General features: G+C 39.2%; 17 protein-coding genes. 5 read left to right on the plus strand and 12 right to left on the minus strand.

Annotated elements, in window-relative coordinates:
• Positions 1 to 33: 33 nt before the first annotated feature.
• Together PL11201_RS18750 and PL11201_RS18755 are read left to right on the plus strand one after the other, a co-directional pair.
• The gene (locus tag PL11201_RS18750; RefSeq protein ID WP_079680417.1) at positions 34 to 1572 is read left to right on the plus strand and encodes a coiled-coil domain-containing protein; all 1539 of its coding nucleotides are present in this window, start codon (positions 34 to 36) and stop codon (positions 1570 to 1572) included.
• A 62-nt stretch (positions 1573 to 1634) separates the two neighbouring features.
• Positions 1635 to 2786 (plus strand): glycosyltransferase, encoded by a 1152-nt coding sequence (locus PL11201_RS18755; RefSeq protein ID WP_079680418.1) that lies wholly within the window; start codon positions 1635 to 1637, stop codon positions 2784 to 2786.
• A 29-nt stretch (positions 2787 to 2815) separates the two neighbouring features.
• On the opposite strand, the gene queG is transcribed toward PL11201_RS18755, so the two are convergent.
• From queG to PL11201_RS18795, 8 genes are all read right to left on the minus strand, one after another.
• Positions 2816 to 3745 carry a tRNA epoxyqueuosine(34) reductase QueG gene (queG, locus tag PL11201_RS18760; RefSeq protein ID WP_079680419.1) on the minus strand — a complete coding sequence of 310 codons (930 nt, stop codon included), beginning with the start codon at positions 3743 to 3745 and terminating at the stop codon, positions 2816 to 2818.
• A 152-nt stretch (positions 3746 to 3897) separates the two neighbouring features.
• A complete protein-coding gene (locus PL11201_RS18765) occupies positions 3898 to 4329 on the minus strand; it encodes an ATP-binding protein (protein WP_079680420.1) in 432 nt (143 codons plus the stop codon).
• A complete protein-coding gene (locus PL11201_RS18770) occupies positions 4319 to 6010 on the minus strand; it encodes a SpoIIE family protein phosphatase (protein WP_079680421.1) in 1692 nt (563 codons plus the stop codon). The genes PL11201_RS18765 and PL11201_RS18770 overlap by 11 nt, the downstream gene beginning before the upstream one ends.
• A 90-nt stretch (positions 6011 to 6100) precedes the next feature.
• Entirely contained in the window at positions 6101 to 6358 is a 258-nt protein-coding gene (locus PL11201_RS18775) for a cytotoxic translational repressor of toxin-antitoxin stability system (RefSeq protein ID WP_079680422.1), read from the minus strand.
• A 15-nt stretch (positions 6359 to 6373) separates the two neighbouring features.
• Entirely contained in the window at positions 6374 to 6640 is a 267-nt protein-coding gene (locus tag PL11201_RS18780) for a hypothetical protein (protein ID WP_079680517.1), read from the minus strand.
• A 66-nt stretch (positions 6641 to 6706) separates the two neighbouring features.
• Complete coding sequence (locus tag PL11201_RS18785) at positions 6707 to 6952, minus strand: HNH endonuclease (protein WP_079680423.1); 246 nt, start codon at positions 6950 to 6952, stop codon at positions 6707 to 6709.
• A gap of 192 nt (positions 6953 to 7144) precedes the next feature.
• Positions 7145 to 7633, minus strand: coding sequence for a hypothetical protein (locus PL11201_RS18790; protein ID WP_079680424.1), 489 nt, complete (start codon positions 7631 to 7633; stop codon positions 7145 to 7147).
• Between the two features lie 148 nt (positions 7634 to 7781).
• Positions 7782 to 10187, minus strand: coding sequence for a dynamin-like GTPase family protein (locus PL11201_RS18795; RefSeq protein ID WP_079680425.1), 2406 nt, complete (start codon positions 10185 to 10187; stop codon positions 7782 to 7784).
• A gap of 448 nt (positions 10188 to 10635) precedes the next feature.
• Here PL11201_RS18795 and PL11201_RS18800 point away from each other — a divergent pair, with 448 nt between their 5' ends.
• Entirely contained in the window at positions 10636 to 11535 is a 900-nt protein-coding gene (locus PL11201_RS18800) for a 2OG-Fe(II) oxygenase (protein WP_079680426.1), read from the plus strand.
• 166 nt (positions 11536 to 11701) lie between these two features.
• On the opposite strand, the gene hemB is transcribed toward PL11201_RS18800, so the two are convergent.
• On the minus strand, positions 11702 to 12706 hold the full coding sequence (gene hemB / locus PL11201_RS18805) for a porphobilinogen synthase (protein ID WP_079680427.1): 1005 nt from the start codon (positions 12704 to 12706) through the stop codon (positions 11702 to 11704).
• 191 nt (positions 12707 to 12897) lie between these two features.
• Between hemB and pta the strand changes: the two genes are divergently transcribed.
• Positions 12898 to 14988 (plus strand): phosphate acetyltransferase, encoded by a 2091-nt coding sequence (gene pta, locus PL11201_RS18810; RefSeq protein ID WP_079680428.1) that lies wholly within the window; start codon positions 12898 to 12900, stop codon positions 14986 to 14988.
• Positions 14989 to 15015: 27 nt separating this feature from the next.
• Here the strand turns inward: pta and PL11201_RS18815 are convergent, their stop codons facing one another.
• The 3 genes from PL11201_RS18815 to PL11201_RS18825 all read right to left on the minus strand — a co-directional run bounded on the left by PL11201_RS18815 (position 15016) and on the right by PL11201_RS18825 (position 16823).
• Positions 15016 to 15639, minus strand: a complete 624-nt coding sequence (locus tag PL11201_RS18815; RefSeq protein WP_079680518.1) for a hypothetical protein — start codon at positions 15637 to 15639, stop codon at positions 15016 to 15018.
• Positions 15640 to 15782: 143 nt separating this feature from the next.
• On the minus strand, positions 15783 to 16088 hold the full coding sequence (locus tag PL11201_RS18820) for a hypothetical protein (protein ID WP_200816820.1): 306 nt from the start codon (positions 16086 to 16088) through the stop codon (positions 15783 to 15785).
• 27 nt (positions 16089 to 16115) lie between these two features.
• Positions 16116 to 16823, minus strand: a complete 708-nt coding sequence (locus PL11201_RS18825) for a cadmium resistance transporter (protein WP_079680430.1) — start codon at positions 16821 to 16823, stop codon at positions 16116 to 16118.
• Between the two features lie 327 nt (positions 16824 to 17150).
• Here PL11201_RS18825 and PL11201_RS18830 point away from each other — a divergent pair, with 327 nt between their 5' ends.
• Positions 17151 to 17639, plus strand: coding sequence for a DUF6803 family protein (locus PL11201_RS18830; protein ID WP_079680431.1), 489 nt, complete (start codon positions 17151 to 17153; stop codon positions 17637 to 17639).
• Positions 17640 to 17687: the final 48 nt, after the last annotated feature.

Below are 17687 nucleotides of genomic sequence, written 5' to 3' on the forward strand. Positions count from 1 at the left end.
TCAAAATTAACCCTTAAATTCGGAGATTTCACCATGACTAACCACCCTCAAAACCCATCCCAACCCCGTCTAAAAGTTGTTCCTCCTGTGGTTCAAGATACTCCTGTTTCTAAACCTGTAGAAGCACCCGCTCCAGTTTCTCAACCCGCACCTAAGACTTCTAATTCCTTGATAATTTGGGGGGTTGTAGTTTTGGGAATTAGTGGTATTGGGATGATTCCAGTTAACCCTAGACTGAGTGGGGAAACAACTATTACTTCAACGGTTGGAGAACGTCAGGCTATTACAATGCCTCAAGCGGGTACTTTAATGCTTTCTGTGCGCCCGAATCAAGTTGTTAACCCGGGGGAAATTTTAGGAACAATTTCCAGTCCAGAGTTAGAAAAACAAATTACTGATTCTCAACAAAAATTAGCCGAGGGTAAGACGATATTAAGTGCGGCACAACAGCAGTTAATTCTTGCTCAATCAAAATTAGGAGTTGCTAAAATCCTAGAAGCGAATGCCCAACAACATTTTGATAAAAGACAAGATGAATTAAAGGGAGCTATTTCTGAAAAAGGTTTACCGAAAATTCGGGGAATTCAGGAAGAACAGGAGGGAATTGAAAATGAAATCACTGGAATACAACATCAAATTAATGGGATAGGAGATGAAATTTCAGGAATAGAAAGTGAAATTGAAAAAGTTAAAATTAATATCCAAGGACTAAAAAACCAGTTAACAATAGTAGAAGGTAACCTGAATCGGCTAAAACCTTTAAAGGAACAAGGAGTATTAGGTGCTTCAGCTTTTGTAAACCCAGAAAAAGAATTTGAAGAACTAACAAGTAAAATTCTTCAGGAAGAACAACAAATCAAAACCCATCAACAGCAAATTAATCAAAAACGCAATCAAATTCTGCAAATTCAGGAACTAAAAAGTCAGAAAGATCAAACGATTCAAGCTAAATCTGAGCAAATTAATGAAGTCGCTCAATTAAGTCAAGAGAACTTAGACCAAGCTCAATTTCAAGTTCAACAAAGAATGGCTGAGAGTGTATCATCTCAAAAGGAAGTAGAAGCGGCATTAACTGAAATTTCACACCAACAGAACTTAGTAACTCAACAAGAAGCTGAATTAAAACGTTTACAGGAACAAAAACAACAGTTAACTCTAAAATCGACTATAGCGGGAACGGTTACAACTTCTGATTTAGACTTATTGAATAATCGAACTTTAGAAGCGGGGAAAGAAATTTTAACTATTCTAAATTTATCCCAGTTAACAGGATTAGCAGAAATTCGTCAGGAAGATATTGATTTAATTAATCGGGATTCACCTGTTATCTTTAAACCTCGTCAGGCTGAATTTCATCAGTATCAAGCTCAAATTGAAGATATTCAACCTGTGATTCAATTCGATGAATCTAAGCAAAAGTCAGTCTTAAAAATTAAAATATCAATTGATAATGCTGATCAAAAATTACAAGCTGGGTCAACTGGAGAAGCTCATTTTCAGACACCCAAAATGAGAGTTTATCAAGTGATTCAGCGAGAAATATTTAAACTATTCCCTTGGTGGAAACTTTAGTTTTAATATTAATTATTGGCAAAGTAGATAAAGTACAAGACCTGTAAAGACTAACCAAAGTTATGATTACATCCCAGCATCAATATACACTTTTAGCCCCTAATATTTTTGGGTTTAAAGGGGGAATTCAAACCTACACTACTTTTTTCTTGCAGGGATTACAATTGATTGACCCTCAAGCAAAATACCAAGTTTTGCTAAAATATGATAGGTCTTGTCCTGAAAATCATCAATTTCTACCTCAGACTGAATTTCATGGCTTTGGACGCTTTCCTCGGTGGCTGCAAAGCTGTTTGATGACCTTCACAATGGTGCAGTTAGCAATTGAAAACCCCTCATTAACCTTCATTTGCACCCACGTTAATTATAGTTGGATTTGCTATTATCTCAAACGTTTATTTAAAGTTCGGTATTGGGTAATTGCTCATGGGTTAGAAGTTTGGGATTTAAAATCTGTTCAATTGCAAAAAGCTCTCCATAATGCTGATAAAATTATAGCCGTTAGTAACTATACGCGCGATCGCTTAATTCAAGAACAAAACCTCGATTTTAAACCAGTTATTGTTGTACCGAATACCTTTGACCCCACGCAGTTTCAAATTGCTCCTAAACCTGAATATTTACTAGATCGTTATAATTTAACTGCTAAACAACCGATTATTTTAAGTGTTACTCGCTTAGGAAAATCAGCCCGCTATAAAGGATATGATCAAATTTTACAAGCATTAGGATTAATTCGTCAATCTTTCCCCAGTATCCATTATATTTTAGTGGGAAAAGGAGATGATACACCTCGAATTAAAGATTTAATTAAACATCTGGGTTTAGAATATAATGTTACCTTAACAGGTTTTGTTTCTGATCAAGAATTATGTGATCACTACAATTTATGTGATGTATTTGCTTTACCCAGTCAGGGAGAGGGATTTGGAATTGTTTATTTAGAAGCATTAGCTTGTGGTAAACCCGTTTTAGCAGGAAATCAAGATGGTGCAGTTGATCCCTTGTTAGGGGGGGAATTAGGCTGTTTAGTTGATCCAACGGATGTAAAGGCGATCGCTTTAAACCTATTACAAATTTTGCAAGGAATTTACCCAAATCCTATTTTATATAAACCCCAACAGTTAAGAAAGAACGTTATTAAACAATTTGGAATTGAGTCATTTCAATCTAATCTTAGGCAAATTATGAATATTTTTCCGGTTCATATTTGAGTGATTCAATGATCAATTATTCTACTTTCTTAATACTCCAAATTTGCTCGCGCATTCCGACGCCACATTTGCGGTTTAATACGTCTTAAAGCAGAAGCGCGAAATCGTTGATCCCATTCGGTTTCAGAAAGTTCGGCTAATTCCGTTAATTTAGGGGCAATATTTTCAGGATAGGGTTGAAATTCTATAACGTCTGTTTCCTGGGAAAAACGTTGATTCCAAGGACAAACTTCTTGACAAATATCACATCCGGCGACCCAACCGTTTAAGTTTTTGCTAATATTTTCGGGTAAGGTTTCTGCCCGATTTTCGATGGTATGATAGGCAATACAACGGTTAGCATCTACTACAAAGGGTTGAGTAATTGCGCCCGTGGGACAGGCTTCTAAACATCGGGTACAAGTGCCACAATGTTGAGTATGGGGAGGATCGGGCGTGAGGGTTAAATTAGTTAAAATTTCCCCTAAAAATACCCAAGATCCGTATTTTGTGGTAATCAAATTACTGTTTTTAGAAATCCATCCAATTCCTGCTTTTTCCGCCCAAACTTTATCTTGAATTGGCCCGGTATCGGCATAATATCGGGCTTGAATTCCAGGTGCTTGTTGTTGTAACCATTCGGAAAAAGTCTTTAATTTTTTATGTAAAACCCTATGATAATCTCGTCCCCGGGCGTAACGGGAAATTTTACCCAATTCGGGATTTTCTGGTTGTTGATCGGGGGTATAATAGTTGAGTGCTACACAAATAGCCGATGCCACTTCTGGCATTAACTGACGAATATTTTGGCGTTTGGGGCTATTCATCCATGCCATATCCGCCGCATATCCTTGATCTAACCAAGATTGCAGATGTTGACGGTTTTCTTCCGTTTCAGTGATAGCTGCAATACCAACTTGATGAAATCCCAAATCTAGGGCTTTTTGTTTAACTAGATTGGTGTTAATTGCTGAATTCATAGAGACAAGAAGGAAGCACAAAGACACGAAGACACAAAGAAAGGGAAAGGGGTTTTAATGGGGTAATTAATATTTATTTAAAAAAACTAATGGGGACACAGAAGGAGAAAATTTACCATTCCTTCTGTCTCCTGTTTGTATTGAATCAGCGCCTATGCTTTCGGGGTTTTATCGGGTAAACTCGCTTGTAATTTCAAACAATTGCCACCTTCAATTTGTAAAGAATAATCCACCCGATCCATTAGTCGATTCATAATTAACCAACCATAACCATTTTCTTGTTTATCTTCTGGTTTAGGCGGATTATAATTATCGATTTCATAACCGGTACCGTGATCCCAAATTTCTAAAGAAATATCTCGTTCTTGTAATTCTAAACGAACCATCACAGGAAGATGGGGTTTATCGCGGTGAGCATGACGGATGACGTTGGAGTAAGCTTCTGCAAGGACAAGGCGAAACCGATTTGACTGACGGGGCCAATCCACATGATCTCCTAGTTCGACTTCCAAACTGCTCAATAACCAGTTTTCAACGATGGTTAAAAACCTAATATCGCTTGGCACTTGAAGCTCAGTTTTCATCGGTCAACAAAACCTCCAGAGAGAGTATAGTCTGATCATCTTCCTGAACGGGATTATGTTCTCGGATAGCGGCTAATAAGCCATCTAAATTTAGTTTTTCTTGCTGTTGGAGTAACTTCCAAAGTCCCTCCTGTTGCAACATTGAACGAATGGCGGGACTGCCATCGGTTGTTTCTTGCACCACTGTAGCTTCAGTAATCCCATCACTAGTTACTAAAAAGATATCACCGGGGTTGAGGGTAAGACTGTCTCCTTTGCCCCTCCAGACAGGAAGAATTCCTAAAGGAATCCCACGGGTCTTGAGAAACAACGGTTCGACAGGAACAGAGGGATTCGGGTGATTTTCCCCCAGGTTACTCTCCAGCCTTGACCAAACCAAGGGATAAATATGTCCAGCATTGGCATAGGCTAAATATCCCGTAGAGGGCGTGTAACGAGCCACAACCATTGTAATAAAGTGATTATTACTGACTAAATCATCGGACAAAATGCTATTAAGATTTTGCATGACTTGATCGGGTTCGGGGGACGTTTCCACGGAAAGTTCCCGACGCATCACCGAAATCGCACTGGCCATAAATAGGGCGGCCGGAACTCCTTTACCCGATACATCCCCCAAACCGACCCAAATATCTCCCTGGGGATGGGTAAAGACTTCAAAGAAATCTCCCCCCACCTCCCGGGCTGGATGACAACAGGCTTGTACCCGCAGGGTCTCAAACTCTGGCCAACTTTGACGCAGGAGATTATTTTGAATTTGACTGGCGACCTTGAGTTCGTTCTGCATCTGTTCGGCTAACTCTACCGTGCGTTGATAGAGTTTGGCCTGGGACAGCGCTAAGGATGCCTGTTCGGAAACGACTTCCAACAGTTGAATATCATCCTCTGACCAAGGAGAGGAACTGTTTTCTTGATAAAGGGCTAAAACCGCCAATAAATCATGTTGATAGGTCAGGGGTAAAACGATTTGACTAACTGGGTTAGAGTTTTCCCCCTGTTGAATTTCAATTTCTCGACTTTCTAAGACCCCTTGCATTGAGGTTTCCAGTTGAGATAACCAAGTTTGGACATTCTCTGTTTCTCCCCCATAGGAAAAAGTTTGAGCCGAAAGTTTCCCCGTTTCAGCCGAGCGAATACAGCAGCCCGTGGCATTAAAGGTTTCTCCCAGGGTGCGAACAATGGTCTGGAGCATACTGGAGTAGTCGAGGGACTCTCGCAGGGCGCTGACAACATCGTTATAAAGAGATTCCCGACGCAGAGCGCGCCGCAGGGTGTTTGTCCTTTGTTTGAAGAATTTGTATGTTTCCGAAGCTTGTTGAATTACAGACTTGAGTTCTTCGGGATTCCAAGGTTTGGTGATATATTTGAAAACTTGGCCAGAGTTAATCGCTTCCACGAGGTCTTCGACATCCGTATATCCGGTTAACAGAATCCGAATGGTGTCTGGAAAACGTTCAACGGTTTTACCGAGAAATTCGGTTCCGTTCATTTCTGGCATTCGTTGATCAGAAATAATCACAGCCATTTCACCCTCGTCGTCGAGAATTTGCAGAGCTTTGAGGGCGCTGTCGGCCTTGAACACTTGGAAGTCCCGGCGAAATGTCCGAAACAACAAATCTAAGTTGTCTGGTTCGTCATCGACGACCATGAGTTTCAGCTTTCGACCATCTCCCCGACTCATGCGATTCTCTACTCCCAGATGAACAGATCAGGTGTTACTCATCTTATCAAAGAAACGGGTGCAAAACCCCGAACCAAGAATACTCCTACTCTATAGATGGGGTTTCGGTAAAATACGGACGAATTTAACAATTTGACCGGTGACTTCAATTCCGATTAAATGATTTTCTAAAGTAAATCGATAAAAAATAGCACTGGAACCTAAAGCTTTAAGTTCGGGTAAATCTTTGATATTGTTAACATCTTTAAATTCGACAAACACAAAATGATAGACCCTAGAATAAGCTGATGCTTCTAAGTTCATCAGGTCATGGATAAAAGAACGACCATAGCGAACATCGAGAGTCACAACAGGGTTATTTATTTACTCATTCACTTTGGGCATGGGACGATAGGTCGGATGTTCTGGATGGGTAGTTGTTGATCGATTATACTCAAAATGCAGCATTTCTAAGGCTTCATCATAGGTTAAGGAATCCCCTGGTCTGAGGCTTTCCTTGGCTTCTTGAATGGCTTTGAGCATATAGGTATCATAAATTAGGGTTTGCAGGGATTTCCATGCTTTTCCTAAGTCTTCTTCGGAGATCTGATCCACTAAGTAGTGCAGTTTTTTTCTAAGCGGATTTATCATTTTTACAGTTAAAATCCCGACTTGGGTAGTCTGCACCTACTATCTTATCATTTGTGGGATCAATTTTCAATTTGTGAAGTGCCGTTTAAAACGGGGATCAAGATCGGCTTTTTTGTTCCGATTACACTGAAAACACAAGGTTTGTAAATTACTAATATCGTTAGTTCCCCCTTTAGCCAAGGGAATAATATGATCAATAGTTAATTGGGCTTCATTTTCTCTTTTACCACAACTTTTACACTGATAATTGTCCCGTCCAAATACATAGGTTCTGACTTCTGGAGGAATAAAAATTCTGGGGGTTTTATTCATGGTTTTACCTTCACTTTAACCGTTGTTATATTCTCTAATTAATTATATAGCAAACAGGGAACACTTCGACACTTCGACAAGCTCAGTGCAAAGCAGGGAACAGGGAACACCGGATAATAATTCTGGTTGTTTAATATCAGTATTAAAGTGTTACAACCTATTTAAGATTGTTATATTTCCTAACACCATCCTTTAAAACTCCCCCAATTTTGACTTAATCATCAAATCAAGATTCTGCCAATCTTCAAGATTAGATTGAGACAATGACAAATATTTTTCCGAACCCAATTTTAATCTATTTTCCATCTCAGCATATAGGTTACGACTGTTAGCGGTGGGACAGGTAAAAGAATATTCAACCAAAGCAAAATTCAGGGCAAACCATAGGTAATAAATCAATTGTACATTCCGATCACTTTCTAATTTACCTAAAGAATTATAGATAGCTGATGCAATTCTCCCAAATTCATTTTCTGCCTTAGTATTAGTTGCGCCAATTTCAGCAACAAGATCATAGTTTAAATCAGAATATTGATTTTTGGCTTTAGTCCAAAATTTATTAAACAGTTCATCGCTATTCACTTTTCTGGGATTTTCTCGACTATTAATACTGCTACAAATTTCGTTTATTAGATCATCAATTGCAAAATATAAGGTGTAAATTTTTTCTATGTTATTCATGGTTGTTTATGAAAGTATAAGTTAGGGACAATAGGGAATATAGCAAGTCTAAATTAGTTCTCTAATTTGTCAACATTAAAAGAAGTATTATAAATCGGTGTAGCAAAAACCCCAGATTCTCAAATAAACCGGGGTTTTTAGAGTCTAATTAGAAATCAAAAGGCTCATCAACAACACCAGAATCAGCAATAGTCGGTAATAAATGTTCAAACAGTTGCATCGACTGTAAACAACTATTAATTTCCGAAACAAATTGATTATATTCGTTAATCTTTTGATTCACTTCCGCATTAGATTGGGCATTATTTTTGATTTTCTCCTCCGCTTCCTGCGCTAAGGTTTTTTCCAAATAAACCCGCGCTTGACTATACTGTTGCATAATCTCATCCGCTTGAATTTCCGTCATCGGTAATAGATGGGTTTTCAGGGTTTGGTTAACCGTTTGGCGGAAGTTTTGATAAATAGATTTTGACACTTTAGGCTCAAAATCTAACTTCAATAATTGACGGATAGCGGGTTCGGCATCGACTATCGTTGTACAATCATAACTGGATGAAGTTTGTAATAGAGTTTGGCGAAATTGATAAATCGAAAATGTGCCTTCATCATAGAATTTAGGACTTTCTCGCACATAGCGATCACATTCAGTTTTAGCCATGGCAATTAAGGCTTGATTTACTTCTGCTTCCAACTCTTTTAAGCGTTTTTCTAACCCCCCATCATTCCCTAATAAACGATTGAGTTTGCGATAATATTCAGTCTTGCGAACTTTTTCCACTAAACGACGGAAAAAACCTGCATTCACAGATTTAATAGCCTCGACTAAAATATCCTCTAATTGATTCGCTAAATAATACAACGCTTCAACTAAAACCGCTAATAAAGGTGCGGTTGCATTCCGAGGATGATTGAAAGTTGCTCGACTATAGGCTTCTTCGACCGAAAAACTATCTAATAATTCATCTAAACGCCGCACCATTCGAGATTGTAATTGCTTGAAATCCTGTTCAAAGCCATCACATTTACCGGTGACAATCTGATTGACTTCTTCATTAATATGATCTCGAAATTCTTGCCCTGCTTCTTGTAATTGTTGATTGAGAAGTTGTAATTCCTGGGCTTTCATCGCTTCAATTTCCCGGGGTTGACTGTCTAAGTCCCGTTGAATTGATTCATAATACTTGCGTAGCGGAATACAAATATCTTCTAAATCATCGGCTAGATTTTTAAACAGTTGGGGGCGTTTTTCCTCCGTTAAATAGTAAGTAATAGCATCCCGGAATTCTTCGATTCCGCTATCTTTTATTAACTGATCAATTAACGGTTGTCCCCAATCGGCTAAAATTCGGGTGTAGTTTTGATTCGGAGATTCAAAGCCATTAATAGTGACTCGAAACTGGAGGGGAAGTTTGCGAGAACTGCCGCAATAGTTATTAAAAGCATAGACAAATTGGGGGGTTTCTTCTTCTCCTCCAAATCCTTTAATACTCTCAGCGAAAATACTATCTAAACCAAAGCGATCGCGTCCGCTTGTGCCTTTAATTTGACTGCCATAAAACCCTAATAATCCACTGGTTTTATAGACCCTTGTGGTATCTTGAAAGTCAGAATAAATTAAGTTCTCTAACCGTTGACGCAGTTGGGCATTATACCAGGTTTCATCAATCCGATTAAAGATATAAAAAACCCGATCGCGGATACTCGGATTTTGACGAATTCTTTCTAGAAGTTCCGTTTCTTCAATCGTCATTTCTCCCGCCGATGCGGGTTTCAAAACACAGACCACCGCCGAGGTATCGGGATTCTCGATTTTGTTATAAGTTAATTGGGCATCTTTCTCCACGGGAGCGTCAATTCCCGGGGTATCTATAATCACATTTCCATCTTTTAATAGGGGATGGTAGCAATAGTATTCAATCCGTTTTAAGACCGCGCTATTACTCCCTCGACGGGCATAACTCGCCGCTTCTTTGAGGTTGGAAAAATTAAACTGTTCCATCGAATAGGTGGCGTTATTTAGGGTTTGAATGCGATCGCGATTTTCCGTAAATCCTTTGAGCAATAAATCTAAGGCTTTAGCTTGTTTTGCCCGTTCCGATTTATTCACTCCTCCTTCTTGCTGAATAATTCTTTCGCATCCTTCTACTAATACATCAATCATGTCATTTCGATTGATATTAACGTTAGAAGATAACCCCAATAATTGACATAAAGTAGCGACTTGTTCCCGAATTTCGGCTTCACTTAAAAAGGTTAAAACTACTCGCTCTTGATCAAGTTCAGCATAATCAATATAACATTCTGTTCCGGTGGCGTGTCCCTCGGCACTATATAATAATTCCCGTTCTAAAAGGGCATTAATTAACATCGATTTTCCAGCACTAAACGCCCCGGCAAACACGATTTCAAATTTGGGAGAAATGACTTTCTTCAAAGAAGCATGAACAGCAGTAATATCCTGTTGACGTAGAGAGGGTTCTTGATGTAGGAGTTTAACTAAGCCTTCAACCTGATGTTGTAAATTTTGGCACTGGGGCGATAGGGGATGATTCATAGATAAAACTTTACTTTTGTTGAAAAATGTCTCACTTTAGATTATCCCTGATCGAATATAACTTGAGAATTAAATTTTACTTTAATTTACAATTCCCATTTTATCGTAGGGGTTGGGTCTCCCAACCCTCTTTGCCCAGATAAATAAAAGAAAGTATGCTATAATTAATTGCTAATTTAATTTATATAAGTACCTAAACAAAATTAATTACACATCCTCCACCCTGTTCCCTGTTCCCAGATCCGGTGTTCCCTCTCTCAACTAGGTAATTTATTTTGTGTAACTACTTACTATAGCAATCCTAAATAGGTTGTAATATTTTATCATAGGGGTTTGGTCTCCAAACCTAGGCGCAAAGAGGGTTTGGAGACCAAACCCCTACGGGTTTTTAAGTACCTACACAAAATTATTTGCACATCCAATTATTCTCTGTTTTGTGTTATAAAATATGGACAGTTTAACAACAGCAGCAACCCCTCAAGATATCAATGTGACGATACTCCTTTTAGGAGGTTATCAATATCAAATTACTTTAGCCTCCAATTCTCCCTTACTCTTGAATTTATTAAATGCTGTGGTTCATCCCACCGAAAAAAATCAAGATGAACCGCCCAAACTGTTTCAAATTCCGATGAATGGACAGCAACAAGCCCTATGGTTTTCAAGTCATTCTTTAGTCGGAGTCATTACCGAACCACCGATTTTTATTAAAGCGCATACTCCCGTAATTCCCGCTAAACCCCAAGGGGAAATTTTTAAAATTAAATATTGGCAAATTGATAATTTTTTATCCCCAGAAGACCATCAAAAACTCCTGAATTATGCTTTAGAAGAAGAACAGCAATTTCAATTAACTGGCCCAGCCACTAATACATCAGACTATCCTGAACATCGGGATTCTTTGGTTCTCTATTATTCTCCAGATTTTGGGGATATCATTCTAAATAAAATCAAAGCGGTGTTCTGGAAAGCCTTAGAAAAACTCGAGATTCCCCCATTTCCGATTACCCATATTGATGCCCAACTCACGGCCCATAACCACGGCCATTACTTCCGAACTCATAATGATAATGGTTCAGCTAGGGATGAAACTCGAATGTTAACTTATGTTTATTATTTCTATCAGGAACCCAAGGCATTTAGTGGAGGAGAATTATTAATTTATGATACCCAATGGCAAGGTCAGTATGCCTATTCTAAATTAGAAAATTTTCAAGCGATTGAACCTGTGAATAATCGAATTGTCTTTTTCTATAGTGGTTTAATGCACGAAGTTCTACCCGTTGATTGTCCGTCTAAACAGTTCGCAGATAGTCGATTTACGGTGAATGGTTGGGTGAGAAAGTGAAAGTTTGTTGTTTTCTTTCTAGTCTTAGACCCCCCTAGCCCCCCTTATCAAGGGGGGAAACGGACTTTAAAGTCCCCCTTTTTAAGGGGGATTTAGGGGGATCTAATCTCGGCTATAATCAGAGGTTTTCGGCTGTGAAGTTAACACCGATGCGCTGGTAATATTCCTAACGCAAAATTAGAGCGACTTCCTTAGCAAAATAGGTGAGAATTAAATCCGCCCCAGCCCGTTTAATACTGGTGAGGGTTTCTAACATCACTTTTTTCTCATCAATCCAACCCATTTGTCCAGCCGCCTTAATCATGGCATATTCCCCACTGACGTTATAGGCCGCCACGGGTAAATCCGTTGACGAGCGCAACAGATGAATAATATCTAAATAGGCTAAAGCGGGTTTAACCATGACAATATCAGCGCCTTCGGCTTCATCTAAAGCCAATTCTGTCAAGGCTTCTCGGGAGTTAGCGGGGTTCATTTGATAGGTTTTTTTATCGCCAAATTTCGGGGCCGAATCCAAGGCATCCCGAAAAGGGCCATAATAGGCCGAGGCATACTTAGCGGTATAGGCCAAAATCGCTACCTGAGTATAGCCCGCCTCATCTAACCCCTGACGAATCGCCCCAATTCGACCATCCATCATATCCGAAGGGGCGACAATATCAGCCCCCGCCTGGGCATGGGAAATCGCCTGTTTAACTAAAACTGCGACGGTTTGATCATTGAGAATTTCCCCATCCTCGCTGACAATTCCATCATGACCCTTACTTGAAAAAGGATCAAGGGCAATATCCGTGATGATCATAATATCAGGAATTGCCTGTTTAATTGCCCTAACAGTACGCTGAATTAGGCCGTCTGGGTTATAACTTTCCGTTCCGGCGTTATCTTTTTTTTCTTCCGCAACCAAGGGAAATAAGGCAATGGCGGGAATGCCTAACTCCCAGGCTTCCTTAACTTCTTTTAACAGTAAATCCAAGGTATAGCGGTAACTTCCAGGCATAGAAGAAACCTCAACCTTTTGATTTTCCCCCTCCATGATAAACAGAGGATAAATTAAGTCATTGACCGTAAGCTGGGTTTCCGTGACCATGCGCCGGAGGGCATCGGTGCGACGCAGACGACGGGGACGTTGAACCAGATTTAAGGCATTTTTATGAGATTCTGAAGACATAAGAAACGGGGTAAAAATATTTTTAGTAAAGACCAATTGTTAATTATCCCATTCGGGTGGGTTCTGGATGTCCCTAAGTTGTTAATAAATGTAACAATTTTAAAAAAACAGCAAAATTGCGACAAGTGCAACAGTCTAGTTAACAAATCAGCCTACAATGACTGCAAGAGTGTCTATTGCCTTTTTTATTTATGATTAGCAACCTATATATTACTAGCATTGAACCCGATAGTGGTAAGTCCTTAATTCTGTTAGGAATTATGGAATTACTCTCGAAACGCATCCGACGGTTAGGATTTTTCCGGCCGATTATTCAAGCGGGAACTCAACTAGATAATGATATTGAACTGATTCGGAGTCGCTATCATTTGGAGTTTCCCTATCAAGATTATTATGGCGTGACCCATGAAGAAACCCGGACTTTAATTGCCGAGGGACAGTTTGAAGAAATCCTGAAACGGATTATTGAGAAATATAAGGCTTTAGAAGAAAAATGTGATTTTATTGTTTGTGAAGGCACGGATTTTACTGATATTATTTCCGCTTTTGAATTTAACTTTAATGCCGAAATTGCTAATCAACTCGATGCACCGATTTTATTAGTCGCGAATGGACAGGGAAAAAGCCAAGAAGACGTGATTAGTAGTGTTAAAAGTGAACGAAAAGCCTTTATAGAAAGGGATTTAACCCTGGTAGCAACCATGGTTAATCGAATTTCTCCCGAACAATTTCAATCCGTTTCCCAGGAACTGGCAGAGATTTGGTCTTATGATGATCCCGTCTTTATTTTACCCGAAATAGAGGCTCTTTCTAAACCCACCGTCGGGGAAATTATAACTGCCCTTGAGGGTGAATTTGTTCATGGCGATTCCGAACAATTAAAACAGGAAGTGTTATCGTTTAAAGTAGCGGCGATGCACGTTCCTAATTTTCTCTATCATATTCGAGAAGGCTGTTTAATTGTTACCCCAGGAGATCGGGCTGATATTATTCTAGCGTGTTTAGCGTCGGCTTTTTCAGAAACTTACCCCAATATTGCCGGAATTATTTTAACTGGGGGGTTTGAACTACCACCCTCTCTGCAAAAACTAATTCAAGGGTTTACAAAATGGACAGTACCGATGTTTAGCGTAGAAACCGATACCTATAATACTGCAACCATCATTAATAATATTCACTCAAAAATTACCCCCGATAATGAACGAAAAATTGCCTCAGCTTTAGGACTATTTGAAAACCATATTGATACGTCTAAAATTGAAACCCGGATTTCTCTATCCCGTTCTTCCCATATTACTCCGATTATGTTTGAGTACGAACTGGTCGCCCGGGCTAAGAAACAACGTCAACATATTGTTCTACCCGAAGGCACAGAAGAACGAATTTTAAAAGCCACTGAAATTCTATTAAGACGGGGGATTGTGGATATTACCCTATTAGGAAATCCCCAAGAAATCCGAGAAAAAGCAATTTCACTGGGATTAAAGTTAGAAGGAGTTAATATTGTGAATCCCATGACATCTCCCTGGCATGAAGACTATGCTCAAACCTATTATCAATTGCGAAAACATAAGGGAATTACGGAAGATTGCGCCCTAGATGTGATGCACGATTTAAGCTATTTTGGCACGATGATGGTTCATAAAGGTATGGCGGATGGGATGGTTTCCGGGGCTATTCATACCACCGGGCATACTATTCGTCCCGCCTTGGAATTTATTAAAACTCCACCGGGATGTTCGATTGTTTCCAGTGTGTTTTTTATGTGTTTAGAAGACCGGGTTTTGGTCTATGGAGATTGTGCGGTGAATCCCAATCCTAACCCCCAACAATTAGCCGATATTGCCATTAGTTCTGCCCTAACTGCTGAACAATTTGGAGTTGAACCTTTAGTAGCGATGTTATCCTATTCCACCGGAGAATCAGGACAAGGAAAAGATGTGGATAAGGTGCGAGAAGCGACCTTGATTGCCCGTCAATTACGCCCCGATTTAAAAATAGAAGGCCCCATCCAATACGATGCGGCCGTTGATGAAGATGTAGCTAAAACCAAACTACCAGGAAGTGAAGTTGCCGGACACGCAACGGTATTTATTTTCCCCGATTTAAACACCGGAAATAATACTTATAAAGCCGTACAAAGGTCTGCGAATGCCGTTGCCATTGGCCCGGTTTTACAAGGATTAAATAAACCCGTGAATGATTTAAGTCGGGGTTGTACGATTACCGATATTGTGAATACCGTTGCCATTACCGCTATTCAAGCCCAGGGAATGAATTAAAACTCATTCATTCCCCCGAACTTAAAATTAGTCAATCAACTCTGGACTCGGAATTTGGGTATCAATTTCCGCTTGGGATAATGTGGGGATTAACCCATTGCTTTCCGCCGCTTTGACAATTTTGGCGGGTTCAATATTTAATTGAATTTCCCCGGTTGTCGGGTCAGCCGTAGCAACGGACTGAGTACCATCAACAAAATTCACCGTAATGGGTTCAGTTAATTCTTCGGCGGGAGTATTCGGACTGAATACTACTTGAGTTCCTGCGGGGAAGTAGAAGCCATCACAATCCCAATCATCATCGGTAATTTGACCGGCTGCGAGAAAATAGAGTTCGCTAGGAGTTTTGCCTCCGTCACTGGCATAAACCCCTACTGTTTTTCCTGTTTCATTGTGGCACTGAGCTCGTTTTTTCGCAGTTTCTATAATTTTTTTCTGGGACTCTAATTGAGCCAGTCGCTGTTGAAATTGCTCAGGAGTATAACCGGCTTCTTCTGGTGTATCTTTAACCAGTAGAAGTTGATTCAATGTCTGAGTAACCTCTGCATAGTCAGCCCCTTTAGTAAGATCTTTGCTGGCCCAAGAGGGTTGGGCAATCATTAGATTCACGCATAATAAAAGACCGACAAGCACAATTTTGATAAACCGCATATTGTTTTCCTTTTTTGAAAATTGGGTAGATGCCAACAATTGAATTATAGCCATTTCGCTCTAATTTGCTATGACCTTAGTTTAAGTGGCATCAATTCATAAAAGCAAATAGTCTTACTTGTCATTTTAATAAATTTAATTGATTAAATTTCTGGGTCGTAACTGGGAATAGAAGGAATCATTTCCAGTCGATTTCGGTTCACCCAGCGATTGACGAATTCATTATTATTTTTACAAAACTTAATTTGTACTTGCTTAGAACCTAGCTTAACAATTTCCGCCGGAACTTTATGGACATTTGCCGAATCAGCACGGGCTTTGTAAAGCCAAATGACTTTTTGACCCACTTCCAGAGCATCGGAATTGCTGGTTGAAGGGGAGGAGGTTTCTGCCACAGAGGAGGCAGAAACAAAGAAGTTGATTCCCAGTAAAAATACAACTACAGACATAGGTAAAACCTTCATCTTGTTTTCCGATTACAAACTTTGAGTTTTGAATTGTGAGGCTTGAATAATTTTGATTAATCCCATTAAACACAAACAGCTAGTAATTAAAGCAATGGGACTTAAAGAAGCACTATCAAGGATAATAAATACACCCAGACCAATTAATACAAAGGGAACAAAATGATTCCCATAACGGGCGAGTAAATTGGATATATCCCGTTGACAAGTTAATTTATAGGTCATGTAACACCAAACTCCAACCAGCAACAAAAAGACTGAAATAATAATCAGTAAACTAGAGATACCCGCAGAAGCAAATAAGGGCATATAGATACTAATATTGTCGCTACCATTAGCAATAGTAATCGCTGCTACACTATAAGCGGGAGGAGAAATTAACCTAGCTAAACCAGAAGTAGGAGAAAATTCCGTTTCTAATTCCGGCTCGGAGGATGAATCACCATCATCAGGATTGAGTAACTGATTAAGTCCAATGGTAATGGGAACTAAACCCAAAAGTCCAATCCATTCGGCGGGTAGTATTAACCCCCCAAAAAAACCAACCATACTAGCAATAATTAAAGTACAAAAACCGAGATACTGACCGATAACAATATGGCGACGACGAAAGGTGGCATTAACTTGAGAAAACAACAGTGTAAGGATAACTAAATCATCCAAATTTGTAGCGGTAAAAGCTGTAATACCAGTAAAAATAGCAGTAAAAATCTCATTCATTTTTATGTCTCCTTAATCTTTTGAATATTCCACCTGTAAACTTTTGTTTCAATTTGGGTTCCCCCTACAACCTCTAATCTACCCCGATTAACCGATAGAAACAAATGTTCTTTGTTTTTAAAATGATAAGTACAAATAATCAAAAGTCGAATTATTTCCAGAAGCCATGCCGGGCATGGCTTTCATTCTATTGTCATCTTCCCTACTTCCCCTTTTCCTAAAAACCATTGCCCATTGGCTATTCCCGATGAATCATAAATTTTGGAGGCCAATCAAATAGGACTGTGATAAATTAATATCACTTATAAAAACATAGGAAAACGTCCAATGAATATGACTCATTATATGGAGCTTCTAGCCACTAACCAGCCCTGGAATCTTTTGATTTTTATGGCTGTGCCTGTTATTCTGGCAGAAACAATTGCCGTCTCCGAACTTTATATTTTATTTACTCGAAATTTAACAGGAATAGTCAGAAATATTAATAAAATCGCCGGGATTTTAGTGGGATTTTACTTTTTAGTGATCTTTTTACATCTATTTTTTAAAGCCGTAATTCCCATCACAATGGCGGGACAATGGAGAACCATTATTGACGTGATTGCGGTGGGATTTTATTTATTAGGAGTTGTGCCTTTATTGGGAATTAGTCTTTTAGAATTAAACTTAATTGCTAAACACAAAAGTGAAGAATCTAAACTCAAAATCCATGCTACCTTTGTGGCTATTTTTCTAGTGGTTGCCCATATTGCCATGATTTTTGGAATGTTGAGTCCTGCGGTATTGGGTGGACACTCAGAAATGCCCGGGATGTAAATAAAACCGGACGCAGAGGTCAATATTCTGATTATTTATTATTGATTA

The sequence above is a fragment of the Planktothrix sp. PCC 11201 genome, assembly GCF_900009135.1.
In the GTDB taxonomy this organism is placed as follows: Bacteria; Cyanobacteriota; Cyanobacteriia; order Cyanobacteriales; family Microcoleaceae; genus Planktothrix.